Source organism: Flavobacterium sp. N1736 (assembly GCF_025947065.1).
GTDB lineage: Bacteria > Bacteroidota > Bacteroidia > Flavobacteriales > Flavobacteriaceae > Flavobacterium.
Genome location: NZ_CP109994.1, coordinates 3,382,803 through 3,400,135, shown reverse-complemented (window position 1 = coordinate 3,400,135; position 17,333 = coordinate 3,382,803). Strand labels below are relative to the sequence as shown.

Genomic DNA, 17,333 nt, shown 5'->3' with positions numbered 1-17,333 from the left:
TTAATCGAAATTCCAGAAACGATTTACCAATTAAACAAATCAACGATTAAACTAAAGAACCATTAGGTTACATCCACGGATATCAGAATTATCAAAACGTCCCAATACCTCGAAAGAGTTGTTGGGATTTTTTTTGCCTAAATCCTGTGTTGCAATAAAAGAACATGAATTGATGTTGGCTAAATCAATAACATTGATTCCGCCTGTTTTTCCATCTTTTACGTAAGTAAGGGCATCTTCGGGATCACGTACTAAAATATGCATCCAACTTGGACATTCAAAAACACCTTCGCCAAGAGAATACGCTTGTGCTAAAAGTTCTGTCATTCCGTATTCTGAGTGAATTGCAGAAACTCCAAAACCTTTGCAAAGTTGTTCGTGTAATTCTTCGCGAATCATTTCTTTGCGTTTGCCTTTCATTCCTCCGGTTTCCATAATAATGGTATTTTGAAGGTTGAACTGATGTTTTTCGATTAAATCTAATAAGGCATACGTAACACCAATTAAAATCACATTTTGCCCGGATTCATCTAAAGCAGTCAGTTTTTTAATTAAGTCGTCGTGATTACGTAAATAAAACCCGCTTTCAGGCTGATTGGATAGTTTTATTAAATCTTCGACCATATAAATAAGTGAAGATCCATCACGTTCGAGATATGACGGCAAAAGAGCCAAAACAACATAATCTTCAATATTGCCATAGAATTGAGAAAACCCATTGCGGTAACTTTCCTCATATAGGGAAACATTGGTCACTAAATGTTTGCTGGTAATCATTCCTGTTGTTCCGCTGCTGGTAAAAGTAACTTGTGCAGGATTGGTGTTTGAGACTACGTTACGGCTTTTGAAAAACTGAATAGGTAAAAACGGAATTTGTTCCAGTGATTTTATCTGTTGTGGATTTACTTTTAAAAAATCACAAAAGTCACGATATACGGGATTATTCTCATGCTGAAAACGAAAGACTTTTAAAGCTATTTTTTCAAATTGTTTCTGACTCGAAATGGTAAATATATCGTTGGCTGTGATCAAAACTTTTTTTGTGCAAAGATAAGTATAATTGTAAATAGTTTTTAGTTTTCAGTCTTGGTTTTCAGTCTCAGTCTCAGTTTTCAGTGCCAGCTACAACTGTGACCTGAAAACTGAGACTGTAAACCAAATAAAAAAAGCTCCAATATCATTGGAGCTTTTTTATTGTATTTTATGTGTTACCGAATAATGAGCTTTCGGGTTGCGGAAGCATTTTCTTCGCTTATTTTAATGATGTAGACACCAGGCGCTAAATCGGCAACATTTAATTCTCTTGAAGCTAAATGTGTCTGGATTACTTTTTTTCCTAAAACATCAAAAACAAGAATTTCTTTTTCTAAATCGTTTTTAGATGTGATATAAACCTTTCCGTTTGTAACTGGATTAGGGTACAAGCTAAGCCCCTCAATGGTAGTTCCGTCTTGAGGTTTTGGTAATTGCTTACTATTATCCTGCGCAGACGCTGTTGTAATAGTAAAGAAAAAAGCCAATAAAAATGTAATATAAAAGTAGTTTTTTGCCATCGCTATGTTTTGGTTATTGTAAATATACAAAAAAAATTACAAAAACTACGCCAAAAAAAAACATCTTAAAACTTTAGGATGTTTTTAACAATTTAGATATGTTTTTACATTCCACTAAAATAAAAAAAAAATCCTTCGGAATATTCCGAAGGATTTAATATTAAATTTTGTTTTAGGAACTTTTTAGAAAAGACCAGGAGCTTTAGTAGCGAAGTCATAACTTGTCCAAGCAAAAACAGATTTATCAGCACCAGTAGCAGCAGTGTTGTTGAAAACAAGTTTTGTAAAATCAGCAAAAGCATAAGCTGGATAAGCACCTGCTGCATTATAGTTTGCACCAGGAATTGGACTATCAAGAGATGTAGTTACACCTGCTTGACCTATGAAAGTTACACCTGTATAGTTAATATCGATATTAACACTAGCAGCAAGAGCAGGACCTGTTGCATCGTTAAATTTAAACAAACCATTTGTAGGCAAGTTTACTGCATCACCCCAAACTATTTTTGTATTTGTTAAATTAATTTTACAACCTGTTCTGTAAGTTGCAACAGCACGAAGTTTATAAGCAGTGCTGTTTGCGTCACCAGAGTCTTTACCAGCTCCGTTGTAAACACCAATTGAAAAGTTTGTCATAGTTGGGTTAGACAAGTTTGCTGTATTAGCAGGAGTTGAACCAAGGTCAGAGAAGAAACCGTCACCTTCCATCATACCAGAACCATTAGTGATGTCATTAAAGCCAGCCTCACGAATTTCGATTACGTTTTTTGCTGTACCTTTCCAACCTAAACACCAGTCAAAAGTATCATCAGCAGAGTTTACTACTAAAAGGTTTTCAACATTTACAGTACCACCAAAGAATTCGATGTTATCATCAGCACCATCATGTAACCAAAGGTTTTTAAGAATTGTACCAGTACCTTGTGCATATAATGAAAGGTTGTTTCCTTCTTTTGTACCGTTGATACGAGCACCTGCGTAAGCAATCTCTACATATTGTAATTCACCTGATGAATCATCATCTTTATTAGCACCGTATGAAGCATCTCCAATTTCAGTTGCTTGAGTGTAGTTACCATCTCTTGAACCATTTGGAGAAACAAGAGTTGCTTTACCACATAAAAATACACCAGCCCAGTCACCAGGTAATTTTCTGTCAGAAGTAAAAACAATTGGTTTAGCAGCAGTACCTACAGCTTTAATTTTAGCACCCATGTTTACTTGTACACGTACATTTGTACCACCTTGTGCACCAGAAGTGTTTGCAGTAAATTTAACACCAGGCTCAAGCGTTAAAGTAAAACCGTCTAATACAACTAAAGCACCATCTAAAACGTAGTTACCAGCTGGTAAAGTAATGTTAGCTGCAACAAAACCTTTCAAAGAACTTGCGTTGTAATCCGGATCAGTCAATGAAGAGATTAATCCGTCTTTAGTTCCTTCTTGAACAGGATCATTACCATTGTCGTTGTCACTACTACAACCTACTACCATTGTTGCTGCAATAGCAAGCATAAGCATTTTTTTCATTTTTTTCATTTTAATATTAGTATTTGTGTTGATTTAAAATTATTTGTGTTAAGAATTTTTATAATTGCCAGCTAAGACCTAAAACAATAGTCGCGCCTTTTCTATAACTGCTGATAAGCGTGTCTGTAGTTTCATTTGTAACAGTCGAAGTGGTTTTTTGTGTAAGCCAAAATCTTGAGTTTAGTATGTTTCTCGCTCCAAAATTAAGCGCGAGTTTGTATTTTTTAAATTCAAAAGTGTTTATAAAATCCAGTGTTGGAACGGCTTTTTCTACAATATTTTCACGTTCAGAGGTACCTACAGTATATACTTTGTCGTAGAAATAGTTAAAAACCAAGGTTGATAATAGAGATGTTTCGTCATTACCGGTACTATAACTCAAGTCAGAATTAATTAACAAAGGCGATGCTCCTTGCATTTTACCTTTTTCGTGTGTGAAATAGGTAGAAATAACACCCTTTGTTTGATTATCTTGTGTTTGCTCACTATACAAATAAGATGCGTTAAAGCCAAAAGAGAAATCTTTTGTGCGTGTCTCGCTATCAAAGCTATAAAGAGTTTTACGTACTTCCAGTTCAGCACCAACTACAAATGCTTTGGCTGTATTCACATACGAGTATTCTAATGCAGGTGAGTTCATTTGCGTACGGCTTATTGGGTCCTGAATGTATTTGTAGAAACCACCAAATGAAATAATCTCTTTTTTTGATAAATAATGATCATATTTAAGATCAGCATTGTAATCAGATGATGGAACAAGGTATGGATTACCGTATTCGTTACTATTTACATCAGAATATAAAAATTGTGCCATTTCTTTAAACTGAGGCATTGTGTAAGTTTGGCTGGCTGCAAAACGTATTGCATTTTTCTCGTTGATAGCGTACTTTAAATTTAAACTTGGCAAAATAAAGTTTTTGTCAATGTTAGAAGGCTTTGTCGTTAAGTCATTAACACTACTGGTAAGGTTTGTATCCCAGTTTATAGTTTGTTTAATCTGTTCAGTTCGTACCCCTATTTGGACAGTAAGTTTTTCGTTAAACGGATATAATAATTGCAGATAACCTGCCATAATATCACGGTCTGCAAGATAATAAAAAGGAGAAAGTGCATTTGGATTGTCTGCTGCTCCACGTCCGGTAACGAGGTGAAAAACACCTGTATCAATACCATGTTGATTAAGAACCAAGTCTGGATTTTCCGGGTCTATAGTTGGTCCTGAACCGAAATCATACAATAGTTCTGTAAAATTAAATGTTCTGTCAGTGGTACGGTAATTTCCTCCCAAAGTCAATACAGCAGAGGCATTTGATTCTGGATTAAAGGTGTAGTTTATTTCTCCTTTTGCAGCAGCATCATTTTCATCCAATGTAGAGAAATAACGATTAGTTTGTCCAGCTGAGTCAGAAGCTGCATTGTATGTGTTCGTTTGATCATTGTAAGCATACGTATTGGTTTTACGATCTGGTTCTGTACCTTTTAGTTTGCTGTAAACTCCTCCAATGTTGACAGTAATTTTATCGTTAAATTTATAATCAGCTAAAAGTTGGTTTGAAAAAAGATTGTTATCGTCATTTTGTTGACGTATTACCAACGATTTTTCAGCTCCTGGTGTACCAATGTCTCCGTTTATATCATCATCAAAACCAATTAAACGGTTTACATATTGAGAGTTGTTGTGAATATAAAGAGAATTAAGCGATATACTTCCTTTATCAAATTTGTATTTTGCATTTCCTAAAAAGGATTGTGTTGCTTTATAGTCCGTACGACTTAAATCGTCGCGACGAGTATAGTCTCCTGAGAATGTTGATTGACCTATAAAACCTTTACGATAAAAGAATTCGCTGTTGCTTGAAGCTACACCAAAAAGAGAAAGTTTGTTTTTACCAATATTAATTTTTCCTCCACCTAAAATGTTGAAATTTTGATTTACTGTATTTGATACATTGTCAGTTTTAAAAGTTGTCTGAAAATCGTAGCTGTTCAAATTTGTAATAGGGCTGTTTCTTCCATTTTGTAAAAAACCGAAATAACTATAAGTTCCATTTGCTACAGCAAACTTAACAGAATTAGCATTTGTGTTGATACCATTACGGGCAGATATACTAAGCATTATATTTTTGTCCAGTTCTTTTGATGTAATATCGATATTCGCTCCAGCATTATCACCGTATAAATCAGCAGCAAATGTTTTGTTTACGTTTATGTTTTTAATAATGTTAGAACTAAAAAATTCAAGCGAAACATTCTTGTAAACCGGATCTTCAGAAGGAAGAGGCAAGCCATTTAATGTAGTCGAATTATATCGGTCACCAAGTCCGCGTACGAAAACATTGTTTACACCTTCTTGTTTAGAAACTCCGGAAGTTTTTACAACTGCCGCAGCTGCATCAGAAACTCCTTTTCTTGATAGCTCTTGAGCACCAATAACTTGTTTCATTTCAATAGCATTTTTTTGCTCTAATAAGAGTGCAGACTCTTTTTCTCTGTTTACAGAAGATGATTTTACTACAACATCTTTCAAAGTATAGCCACTTCCTGAAGAAAGCGCTCTATTAATAGTTACAGTTTCATTTGCAACCACTGTTGCAGGAACTTCTACAGATTCGTAACCTAAAAAACTTAGAATTACAACGTATTTTCCGGGAGCTACGCTTAACGAATATTTCCCGTCAACGTCAGTATTTGTGCTAATGTTTGTTCCTTTTATTAAAACATTCGCAAAAGGAAGCGATTGATTGTTCATTTCTTTGTCGGTTAGTACACCAGAAATTGTACCTTTGTTTTGAGCGACCGAAATCGTGCAGATAAATAATGTGAGTAATAGAAATTTTAGATTGAATTTCATTTTTAGTTGTGTTTAATTTATTTTTTTGCAAAGTAAGAGCCGCCCTGTAAAGTTCATGTTACGCACTTGTTATGTTTCTGTGTTCTATAGATTATCAAATTGTTACGAGATTAAATTACCGTTAACACGGATTTTTAACCGTTGATTTATTATTATATTTACCATCGCAATTAAAAACCATCAGATTTTTTAGGATGAAATTTGATGAGAAAACTCAATTTTTGCTATTTTATGAAAAAAACTCAAACCAAGATTTTATTGGTCGACGATGAACCGGATATCTTAGAAATCGTAGGCTATAACCTTGCTCAGGAAGGCTATCAGATTGTAACAGCTTCAAATGGAAAAGATGCAATTGCAAAAGCTCAGAAGGAATTACCGGACCTTATTATTATGGATGTGATGATGGCAGAGATGGACGGTATGGAAGCTTGTGAAAACATCAGAAAAATACCGGAATTAAATAATGTTATCATAACTTTTTTAACAGCAAGAAGCGAAGATTATTCTCAAGTAGCTGGTTTTGATGCAGGTGCAGATGATTATATTACAAAACCAATAAAACCAAAATTATTGGTTAGCAAAGTAAAAGCTTTGCTAAGAAGGTTAAAAGAACAAGAAGTTGTTAGCGATACTTTAAATGTTGGCGGAATCGAAATTAACCGTGAAGAATACAAGATCATAAAAGGTAATGTAGAAATTGCTTTACCAAGAAAAGAATTCGAATTATTTTATTTATTAGCTTCAAAACCAGGAAAAGTTTTTAAAAGAGACGAAATCCTTGATAAAGTTTGGGGTAATGAAGTTGTAGTTGGAGGAAGAACAATCGATGTTCACATCAGAAAATTACGTGAAAAAATTGGAGAAGATCTTTTTAAAACAATAAAAGGAGTTGGTTATAAATTTGAAGTTTAGATTTTTTTAAGGGACTAAGTTTCAAAGACTCTAAGTTGCTAAGAATTTAAACAAATTCAATAAATTTAAACATATAAGTGATATAAGTTCATATAATTTGTAGCACTTAATTTTTAAAAATTATTATATATTAGCACATATAAACCTAGTTTATATGTGCTAAGTCATTTATAGTCAAAAGTTAAATGAACTTATATCACTTATACGGTGAAAAAATAGTCTCTCAATAGTTTATCAAATATTTCAATGAAAATTAATTTTAAAAAAACATACAAATTCGCTGTAAAGTCGGCATTATATATAAGTCTTTTTGCAACAGGATTTGTTATGATTTTGATGTCATTATTTTATAGAGGACAATTAAAACATCAAATCGCATTTGGATTAATTTTCATCGTATCCATTTATATATTTGCTTTTTTGGTTTTGCAATATCGAGTAGAACGTTTTATATACCGAAGAGTAAAAAAAATATATGATGAGGTTTCATTGTTAGAATCCACAACATTGATCAATCAGCCTATTACGACCGACATGGAAACGCTTTCGCGAGAAGTGAAAAAGTTTGCTACCGATAAAAAACTCGAAATCGAAATGCTCGAAATTCGTGAACAATACCGAAGAGAGTTTTTAGGCAACGTTTCTCATGAACTTAAAACCCCCCTGTTTACTGTTCAGGGTTATGTTTCGACTTTGCTTGACGGTGCAATGGACGACAAAAATATCAGAAAAAAATATTTAAAACGTGCCGAAAAAGGAGTAGAGCGATTAATTTATATAGTCGAAGATCTCGATATGATTACCAAACTTGAATCTGGTGATTTAGATTTGAATATGACTGATTTTGATATTGTTGTATTGATTCAGAATGTTTTTGACTTATTGGAAATGAAAGCCGAGAAGAAAAAAATAAAATTGGCTTTTGAAAGCAGAAATGTAAAATCGGTTATAGTTCGTGGAGACGAAGACAGAATTCAACAAGTACTTGAAAATTTAATTGTAAACTCAATTAAGTACGGAAAAGAAGGCGGCTTAACCGAAGTTGGCGTAGTAAATCTAACCAAGAAAAAAGTCTTAATCAGAATTAGCGATAACGGAGAAGGAGTTGAAAAACAAAATATTCCAAGACTTTTTGAACGTTTTTACAGAGTTGATAAAAGCGGAACCCGATCTGAAGGCGGTTCAGGTTTAGGATTAGCCATCGTAAAACATATTATCGAAGCACATAAAGAAAAAGTATACGTAGAAAGTGAGTTCGGAATTGGTTCTGAATTTTCTTTTACACTCGAAAAAGCATATAAAGCACAAAAAATCGAAGTTAAAAAATTGTAAGCTTAAATAAATGCGAAGTGCCGTAAATACATAGTTTGTCACGACGAATAATATTTGCGTAACAATTTCGAAACAAATCTTCTTATTTTGGTAACATCTTGTTAATGATTTCTTAACATAGGTGATACATCTTTGCACCTTGAATTTTAGTGCATTAGAGAAAAAATGATAAAAAGAAAAATAATTGCGATTTTGTTGCTAATTAGTTGTGTGGCAAATGCACAGGAATTGACTAAAGAAGATGTGAAAAAAGAAGTAGTTCGACTTCTTGATTCTATCAACAAAGCAAAACTTCCAGATACCAAATCAGGTGTTAGTAACGACGAACATTGGTACGATCGAATCTCTTTAAGAGGTTATGCACAAATAAGATACAACGGTTTGTTATCTACAAACGATAAAGTTTCCTGCGAACAATGCGATAAATCATGGGGAACAACTTCTACAGATCCCAACGCAAGAGCAAACAACGGACTTTTTATCAGACGTGCACGTTTAGTGTTTTCAGGTCAGGTTCATCCAAATGTATTTTTCTACTTTCAGCCGGATTTTGCCAGTTCACCAAGTACGGGAATTCAAAATTTCGTTCAGATTCGTGACTTATATTTTGATCTTTCTTTTGATAAGAAAAAAGAATATCGTGTGCGTGTTGGACAAAGTAAAATTCCATACGGTTTTGAAAACATGCAATCAAGTTCACAACGATTGGCTTTAGACAGAAACGATGCGATGAACAGTGCCATCTTGAATGAACGTGATTTAGGAATATTCTTTTATTGGGCCCCGGCTGAAATCAGAGAGCGTTTTGCTATGCTTGTAAAAGACGGTTATAAAGGTTCAGGCGATTATGGAGTTTTTGCTTTTGGAGTTTACAATGGACAAATCGCCAATAAATTAGATGGAAACAGAGATTTGAATGTTGTTGCCAGAGTAACATATCCGTTTGTTATTGGCAATCAGATTATCGAACCGGGAATTCAGGCATATACCGGAAAATGGGCTTTTACAGGTGAAATTTCCCCTGGAGTTATCGTAAATGATCCACAATATGTAAAAGACCAAAGAGTAGGAGCGACTTTTGTTTTATATCCAAAACCATTCGGAATCCAGACGGAATATAATATTGGTAGAGGACCTCGCTACAATACGTTAACCAATACTGTTGATGAAACAGATTTAAATGGTGGTTACGTATTATTGAATTACAAATTAGATTTGAAAAAGCAGCATATTTATCCTTTTGCCAAATTTCAATATTATGACGGAGGAAAAAAATACGAAAAAGATGCCAGAAGTTATGTCGTAAGAGATTATGAATTAGGTATAGAATGGCAGCCAATTAAAGCATTCGAACTTACGGCAGAATATGTTATTGCCGACAGAACTTTTGAAGACAGCGCGCTTCCAATCAACAGGCAACAAGGAAATTTATTGCGATTGCAAGCGCAGTTTAACTTCTAAACTTTATCTTCAAATATAGAAAATAGTTCATCCCAGTCGATATTATCCTGAAACTGAGAAAAACCTGTAAACGACTTTACTCTTGATAAATCTTCAATGGTAAAGTCGTCTTGCAATGCGTACGGCACCAAATTTTCATCCTGAAGTTTTATCGCAAGATATTCCTGCTCATATTGTCCCGGCGTTGGAATAAAAAAAGCTTTTTTACCCAATTTTGCCAAATCCATAACAGTAGTATAACCGGAACGGCATAAAACCAATTCACTTTCGTTAAAAGTTTGTTCCAATTGCTTCGAATTCATGAAATTGTAATGCGTAACATTTTCTGATTCCAGTTTAGTTTGGTCTTTTTCGACTACACCTTTTACAAAAACTACTTTTCCTTTATAATTAACGATTTCTTTCAGTAATTTTTCTTCAAGGAAAGTACGTTGAGGTTCCGGTCCCGATAGAATAATCATTAAATCATATACTTTTGGAGTCTCTTTTTTACGCATTCTGCTCAAAGGACCAATATATTTTAAGTTAAGTTCATCTGTTTTAAGATGCCCTAATTCACCGGTAAGATTTACCTCTTCATTAGTATCAGGAACCCAGCATTGGTTGTATTTTTTAATAATATGCTGATGACATTTACTCGTAAACCACGTCGTGTTTCCGGTCATCACATTCAATTGATGCGTTATAAATACAGATGGGATTTTTTTACTAAAAACACCTAATCTGTTATCTGAAATAATACCGTCAATACCGTGTTTTTTAACCCACGATTTCACCATTTTTTTCTCATCTAAAATAGCAGTAATCATTTTAGGAAGGTTTTTGATCAGTTTCCATTTAAAATTTTTACCATTTTTAGCATATTCAATATGATACGATGGCAATTCAAGAGTTTGAATATAAGGGAATTCTTTTCTTAACAAAGCAAGCGCAATACCGTCTGAAGCTATGACCGGAATAAAGTTATTTTCCTGAAGCGCTTTTATGATCGGGATGCATCTTGTGGCGTGGCCTAGTCCCCAGTTTAACGGTGCGATTAAAATAGTTTTGTTTGCAGAATATTCAATACTCATATTATGTTGCTTTTTGACGAAGATATATAAATAAGTCTTTTCTGCTATTTCGGAGATATTACTAAATTATTAACTCTATTGTAAAGCTTTATTGGTAAATTAACACAAAATCTGAAAATGGAGAAAAAATAAGAGGCATTCACTGATTTTTTTCTATAAAAAAAAGAGACCAATATCAATTAGTCTCCTTTATTATAGTAATGAAATTATTTTTAATCCTGTATATACGTTTTGTTTCCGTTAGAATTAATGTAGTATTTACCGCCTCTGGGACCTGTATATACTTTTTTACCATTGTATTCTCCCGTCACTTTATCAGCAACTTTTGGTGCTTTTTCGTTCGTTTCCTTTAAAGTTTTAGTCGTTGCTTTTTTAGTTGCAGTTGCATCTTTTTTAACCGATTTTGCTTTTGCATCAGCTTCTGTCTTTTTTACATCAGCTTTTGTGCTTTCAGCCTTAGCGTCTTTTTTTGCTTTAGCAGCGTCAGATTTTGCTTTTTTTGCATCAGCAGTTGCTTTTTTAGAATCAGCAGTTGCTCCATCTGCAGCAGATTTTGCTTTATCAGAAGCTTTTTTAGCTTTAGCAGATTCTTTTTTGGCATCTGTAGTCGCTTTGTCAGCATCAGATTTTGCTTTTTTAGCTTTTGCCGATTCCTTTTTTGCATCTGCAGCAGCTTTATCAGCATCAGATTTTGCTTTTTTTGCCTTAGTTTCTGTTTTAGTTTTAGTAGTTTTTGTTGTTTCCTGCGCATAGAAATTACCGGAAAGCACAAATACGAAACAGATCAATAATAATTTTTTCATAAGTTGAGAAGTTAAAATTTCAATTAAAAATAATCAATTTATAGTAATGTTGTTCGCAAAGTGTTAAAAATAAGCACGAAGCTGTACATTTCCGGTGTGAACCGTATTTCCGGTTTCACTTTTTCGACCCTGATAATTTAAATTTATATCTAAAAACTGCGTTATGTTTTTCTGTAAAAGCAGCTTCCAAACCAGATTTTGCCCAGCCTGCAGCCCTTCAAGCATTTGAAAACCTACAGATGAAAATTCGTTTCCTTCAAATTTATTTTCATAAAAAGAAAACTCACCATTTACAGTTATCTTTTTTTCGCCGGCATAAGAAAAAGAAGTTCCCAGCCTGTTTTGACGCAATGTTTCAAAATTTCCTATTTTGTTTTCTTTGTTCTGCAACTCATAAAAGAAATCCAGACTGGTATTTTTCGAAAATAAATAACTGATTTTTGGTGCAATTTGATAGCCTTTCAAATCATAATTCTTTTCAGTAAAATCTTCCGAAACTAAATTGTTTTTTATGGTTTTGGTAAAGAAATTAAACAACCAGCTTTTTTGATACAAATGCGTGTATTGCAATTGGTGTGAATTGTTAGTGACATTTTGAGAACCAATCGAAAGCAAATTTTTCCCTTTATTAATAAGGTAAGAATACGTTACAGAATGCTTTTGTTTGCCTCGATTATAATATAAACTGTTCCTGAAACTTGAGTTTAATCCCAAAATATTTTCTTCAGATGAACTAAACGGATTCAATTCTAAACGATCGCCGTTACTTTTTACTTTTCGATCCATAATAAAAGACGTCTGATTGTAAAAATAAGAAGCCAATTTTTTAAAACCGGTTTCGTTTTGCCATTGCAGCGGATTTAAAGTAACCGATTGTGAAAACTTATTTTGATTCGTTTTAATATAAACCTGATTGGGTAAAAAGATACGAATAAACTTCGCCTGATCCGGAAAAGGAGCGACCTCAAACTCTTCCAATTCCTGAATTCCGTTACCATTATAATCATTCCAGGTATAAACACCTTGCCCCGCCGGAACTTCGATATACGTAAATTCCTGTTGCGCAATAGTTCCTGAACTCGTTTCATAAGCCGTACCTATTTGCATAAACTGATTAAAAAATCGGTCGTTGTATAGAATTCTGGAGTTTAATGAAGGTTCGTTTTTTCGTAGTGCATCCGTAAAATTCAAAGTTCTGTAACTCGCATAAACCGCCAAATCTGTTTTTTTATTCTGAATCAATTTTGATTTTAAAACGTACATTCGGGAATCGTTTACATGTTGCAATAAACCATTTTGCAAACTATCGTTTCGACGTTGTAAATATCCTAATTCGACAAAAACCTTCGTACTGTCGCCACGACCAACAAAAACACCATATTCAGAAAATCTTTGGCTCAAGGCCGAAAACTGATTTGTGATCTTATCTTTTTCCTGATTATCTTCGATTTGTACACTTCCGCCAACCCAATTTTTGCCAAAATGATATTTCGTTTTAGCCAGATTTCGAATGAATTTTGAAGTCGAAGCCGTTGCATCAGAATTTAGGAAACTGCCTAAATTTTCAATCGTCCATTTATTCAGTTTAAAAAAAGCAGTTGTTGTATGTCGTGCTCCCGAATAGCTTTCCGTAAAGTCTAATTTTTCAAATTTATAAGTAAACAAACCAATATTTGAAGTTTCTTTTTTGGCGAACAAATCAAAATTTAAACCCGTAACCAAAAGACTCTGGTTGCCTGAAAGCGTCGTATTTAAATTCCAATCCCGATTAAATTCAATATTATACAAACGTTCTACCGATCTGAAATCTTTTTGTACAAATTGATAATTTGCAAAACCATCCAGAGTCCAGTCTTTCGTAAAAAGACGTTTTTTGATATTGGTTTTAAAAGCAATTCCCTGATTATTAGCATCGTCAATATTCGAAAATAAGTTTTGATCATTGTTGCTCATTGCAATTTCAAAATCAACCAACGTTTTTTCATCGGGATTGTACTTTCCTAAAAAAGTCGCGACCTGAATTTTCATTGGCGCAACAAGTTTTACAATTGGTTCATAATTTCCCTGCAAAACGCCATTTACCGGTGCAGTATATTCGTAAATACGCTCCACAGAATTATTGTTTTGAATGATGTAATTTCCCAGATTATTGCCAACAAGACTAAATTTTACATTATATAAAACATCGCTCGAATTGTTTGAATATTGATAAACGTCGACATTATTTACGAGTACTTTTTTATACAAAATTTTATTATCAGCATACACATCTTCATAAGCAGATGGCGCGATCATTAAGTTTTGATTGTCTCCCGCCTGACTCAAAATCTGAACTTGTTCTGTAGAAAGATTTTGTTGCAAAGGCTGATTTTTCATATCATTTTCAGAATAGATATAACCGCCAAAACTCCAGTTTTTATTTTCATGAGTCGCACCCGCATATGTAACCAATCGATTGTAATTTCGTTCAGAATATTGATATTCAACATTAATACGCATTTCTGATGTAATCGTAAAAAGCGATGTAAACACAATTTCACCCGCATTATAATCAATTACATAATCGTTGTTTTCACCACGTTTGAGTAAAACACCATTTACATAAACACGTTCAGAACCGGAAATTACCAAAACGTACAATTCGCCATTTTGCCCTTTTAATTTGTACGGTCCCTGATTGCCCTCCTGTCCTGTAAAAGTACTTTTTGCATATTGCCCCTTTACAAAAGCGACAGATGCAAAAACATTTGTTTTGTTTTCCTCGCCTCCAAAATCAAAACTCGTTGCAAGCCCCTGAACCTTTTTGTTGAAACTTAGAAATTGCGTTTTTCTATTTTCCAGAAAAACATCGCCCGCACGAATGTTCCAGTCATCGCTAAAAAGTTCCATGAAAATATTATCAAACTGATCCAGTTTTTGCGAATATCCGCCATCTTGAAGCGGAATATTATTGTCCTGAAGTGAAGCCCGCAAACTCACTTTATCAGATATTTTTCCCGTTATCTGCAGATCCAGATTCGAATTTAAAACCGTGTTTTGATTATTACCAATCGTAACACCACGCGTAATACTTCCGGAAGTATTTAATCCATCAAACGGCGTGACTTTTTTTGCGTTAGCATTTTCAAGTTTGTATAATTTCTCTGTTCCAACATCGTTGCTAACCACCTGACTATCTTTGTAAATTGAATATTCTTTGGTTAAAAAATCAGGATATTTTAAATAATTGACAATTAAAGTATCAGAAGCCGAATTGAAATTTTCTTTAAAAAGTAAAGTTCCTTTTTGAAAATCGATTTTGTAAAAGGCAGAATCGATTGGTTCATTTTTAGCATTTAAAAGTTCGAAAAAACTGGAATTAATACTAAATTTTTCCAGGTGAATCGTGTCTTTGGTAACAATTACTTTTTTCGTTTGATACGATGATTCCGTTTCTTGCGCCCGAAGACCAGAAAACCAAAACAGCACCGTTAAAAACAGTAATTTTTTCAACATAAAGACTTTAACTCTAAAAAGCCAAAAGTAGTATTTATAATTGGGAAATTCTGAGACATTTAAAGGTTGATAATATTGTGAGTTAGAGCATTATTCTGTTTTTTTGAAAAAGAATAAAAACATTAAACCAATCTTTTTTTTAGCTTTGTCTGCATTAACCAAATTTAATTATGGATACTGGCAAAGAACTTTTATTCTTTTTTAGTGCTTTGGGAGCTTTCAACGGAATTATTCTGGGCGTTTATTTTTTCTTTTTTACGAAGAAAAAATACCTTACCAATTATTTTCTTGGAGCGCTTTTATTTGCATTAAGTATTAGAATTGGTAAATCTGTATTTGTCTATTTTGATTCTACTTTACCTAAAATGTATCTGCAATTTGGACTTACAGCCTGTTTTTTTATTGGTCCGTGTCTGTATTATTTTTTAAGATCGGCGGTTGAAGAAGTAAACGTAATGCCAAAATCATGGAAGTTTACATTACTGCTTTTAGGAATCATCATTGTGACTGTTGGAGTTGTATATCCGTATGAAGATTATCCAAAACTTTGGACAGGTTATTTTATAAAGATTATTTATTTTGAATGGTTCGTTTATATTGTTTTTTCAGGTTTTACAATTCGTGCAATTTTGAAAAAAATAATAAATCCAAAACAAAAAACAACGCCTTCAGAACTGTGGTTCGGAATGCTTTTTTTGGGTAATTTTCTTTTGTTTCTTTTCTATTTCCTTTCGATTATGGGCGCTTCGGGAGCAACATATATTAGTGGCGCTGTGGTTTTTTCTTTTATTTTATATCTTATTATTTCAATTCTTTTATACAGAAAAAAAACAGATGATTTGTTTTTGCTGAACAATCAAAAATATTCAGGAAAGAAAATAGATGCAGCCGAAGCCGTACTTTTATCTGAAAAATTAGAAAAAATAATGATCGAAAAAAGTTTGTATAAAAACCCGAATTTGAGTCTACAGGATTTATCGCAGGAACTTAATATTTCGAGTCATCAATTGTCTCAGTTTTTGAATAACAATTTGGGCAGGAATTTTACGAGTTTTATCAATGAATTCAGAATAAAGGAAGCTTGCAAAATCATCACTTCAAACGACAAACTAACTCTAGAATCTATAGGTTATGATGTTGGTTTTAATTCGAAATCGACATTTTTTGCAGCTTTTAAAAAACATACCGGAACAACGCCTTTAAATTATCAACTGCAAGGTTTACAAAATTAAGCTATGAATATTGGTAAAGAAATTTTATTCTTTTTTGGTGCTTTGGGGTCGTTCAACGGAATTATTCTGAGTATTTACTTTTTCTTTTTCACCAGAAAAAAATATCTCACAAACCTTTTTTTGGGAGCACTACTTTTGGCTTTAAGTATTCGCATTTCAGTTACTGTTTTTGTTTATTTTAATAATGCTTTGCCAAAAAGTTATCTTCAAATTGGACTTTCGTCGTGTTTATTAATTGGTCCGTTTTTATATTATTTTTTAAAATCCGGAATTCATTCCATTGTTAGTATTCCTAAAATATGGAAATATCATTTGGCGATTTGGTTCATGATTATATGTACTGTCGGGTTTTTATTTCCTTATAAAAATTATCCTGTTTTATGGAACGTCTATTTTGTAGCTTTTATTTTTCTGCAATGGTTTATATGTCTTCTTTTATCAGGTTTTGAAATCCGAAAACTACTTCAAAAAGTAACTAATAATGAAAAAATGAGTCCGGCTGAAAAGTGGTTCACAGCGATTTTCTTCGGCAACGCGATCATTTTTCTTTTTTATTTTCTTGGCTTTGCCAGAGTTCCATTTATTTCATGCGTTACAGGTTGTTTGTCTTTTACGTTTATTCTTTATTTAATAATCCTGATTCTTTTGCATCGAAAAAAAACAGACGATTTGTTTCTGCTGAATATCCAAAAAGGGAAAAAATTAGACAAAGAAGAAGCAGCGGTTTTATCTGATAAATTAGAAAAAATCATGTTCGAAAAAAGTTTATACAAAAACCCAAATCTGAGTTTACAGGATTTATCACAGGAACTCAATATTTCAACGCATCAACTATCGCAGTTTTTAAATCATAATCTGGGCAAAAACTTTACGAGCTTTGTAAATGAATTCAGAATAAGTGAAGCTTGTAAAACCATAGTTTCAAATGATAAAATTACATTAGAATCTATAGGTTATGATGTTGGTTTCAATTCGAAATCGACATTTTTTGCAGCCTTTAAAAAACATACCGGAACTACACCTTTAAACTATCAAATTCAGGGATTTCAGTCTTAAAGCAGAGTATTAATTTATAAATTCGTACTCCT

The 17,333-nt window shown here is 33.2% G+C and carries 12 protein-coding genes; 5 read left to right on the top strand and 7 right to left on the bottom strand.

From position 1 onward, the window contains the following. Positions 1-51: 51 nt before the first annotated feature. From OLM54_RS14510 to OLM54_RS14495, 4 genes are all read right to left on the bottom strand, one after another. Positions 52-1,032, bottom strand: coding sequence for an acyl transferase (locus OLM54_RS14510; protein WP_264535297.1), 981 nt, complete (start codon positions 1,030-1,032; stop codon positions 52-54). A gap of 176 nt (positions 1,033-1,208) precedes the next feature. After that, complete coding sequence (locus tag OLM54_RS14505; protein ID WP_264535296.1) at positions 1,209-1,553, bottom strand: T9SS type A sorting domain-containing protein; 345 nt, start codon at positions 1,551-1,553, stop codon at positions 1,209-1,211. Positions 1,554-1,736: 183 nt separating this feature from the next. Beyond that, positions 1,737-3,074, bottom strand: coding sequence for a hypothetical protein (locus OLM54_RS14500; RefSeq protein ID WP_264535295.1), 1,338 nt, complete (start codon positions 3,072-3,074; stop codon positions 1,737-1,739). Positions 3,075-3,141: 67 nt separating this feature from the next. Next, complete coding sequence (locus OLM54_RS14495) at positions 3,142-5,934, bottom strand: TonB-dependent receptor (RefSeq protein WP_264535294.1); 2,793 nt, start codon at positions 5,932-5,934, stop codon at positions 3,142-3,144. Between the two features lie 231 nt (positions 5,935-6,165). On the opposite strand from OLM54_RS14495, the gene OLM54_RS14490 reads away from it, so the two are divergent. The 3 genes from OLM54_RS14490 to OLM54_RS14480 all read left to right on the top strand — a co-directional run bounded on the left by OLM54_RS14490 (position 6,166) and on the right by OLM54_RS14480 (position 9,642). Next, the gene (locus tag OLM54_RS14490; RefSeq protein ID WP_042564703.1) at positions 6,166-6,849 is read left to right on the top strand and encodes a response regulator transcription factor; all 684 of its coding nucleotides are present in this window, start codon (positions 6,166-6,168) and stop codon (positions 6,847-6,849) included. Positions 6,850-7,095: 246 nt separating this feature from the next. Next, positions 7,096-8,181: a sensor histidine kinase gene (locus tag OLM54_RS14485; protein ID WP_264535293.1), complete on the top strand. Its 1,086-nt coding sequence runs from the start codon at positions 7,096-7,098 to the stop codon at positions 8,179-8,181. Between the two features lie 165 nt (positions 8,182-8,346). Beyond that, a complete protein-coding gene (locus OLM54_RS14480; protein ID WP_264535292.1) occupies positions 8,347-9,642 on the top strand; it encodes an OprO/OprP family phosphate-selective porin in 1,296 nt (431 codons plus the stop codon). Here the strand turns inward: OLM54_RS14480 and OLM54_RS14475 are convergent. The 3 genes from OLM54_RS14475 to OLM54_RS14465 form a co-directional block, all read right to left on the bottom strand. After that, on the bottom strand, positions 9,639-10,715 hold the full coding sequence (locus OLM54_RS14475) for a glycosyltransferase (RefSeq protein ID WP_264535291.1): 1,077 nt from the start codon (positions 10,713-10,715) through the stop codon (positions 9,639-9,641). The genes OLM54_RS14480 and OLM54_RS14475 overlap by 4 nt on opposite strands. Positions 10,716-10,927: 212 nt before the next feature. Then, a complete protein-coding gene (locus OLM54_RS14470) occupies positions 10,928-11,518 on the bottom strand; it encodes a hypothetical protein (RefSeq protein ID WP_264535290.1) in 591 nt (196 codons plus the stop codon). A 63-nt stretch (positions 11,519-11,581) separates the two neighbouring features. Next, positions 11,582-15,013: a hypothetical protein gene (locus tag OLM54_RS14465; protein ID WP_264535289.1), complete on the bottom strand. Its 3,432-nt coding sequence runs from the start codon at positions 15,011-15,013 to the stop codon at positions 11,582-11,584. A gap of 170 nt (positions 15,014-15,183) precedes the next feature. On the opposite strand from OLM54_RS14465, the gene OLM54_RS14460 reads away from it, so the two are divergent. Continuing rightward, positions 15,184-16,245 carry a helix-turn-helix domain-containing protein gene (locus tag OLM54_RS14460; protein ID WP_264535288.1) on the top strand — a complete coding sequence of 354 codons (1,062 nt, stop codon included), beginning with the start codon at positions 15,184-15,186 and terminating at the stop codon, positions 16,243-16,245. A gap of 3 nt (positions 16,246-16,248) precedes the next feature. Then, complete coding sequence (locus tag OLM54_RS14455; protein WP_264535287.1) at positions 16,249-17,301, top strand: helix-turn-helix domain-containing protein; 1,053 nt, start codon at positions 16,249-16,251, stop codon at positions 17,299-17,301. Positions 17,302-17,333: the final 32 nt, after the last annotated feature.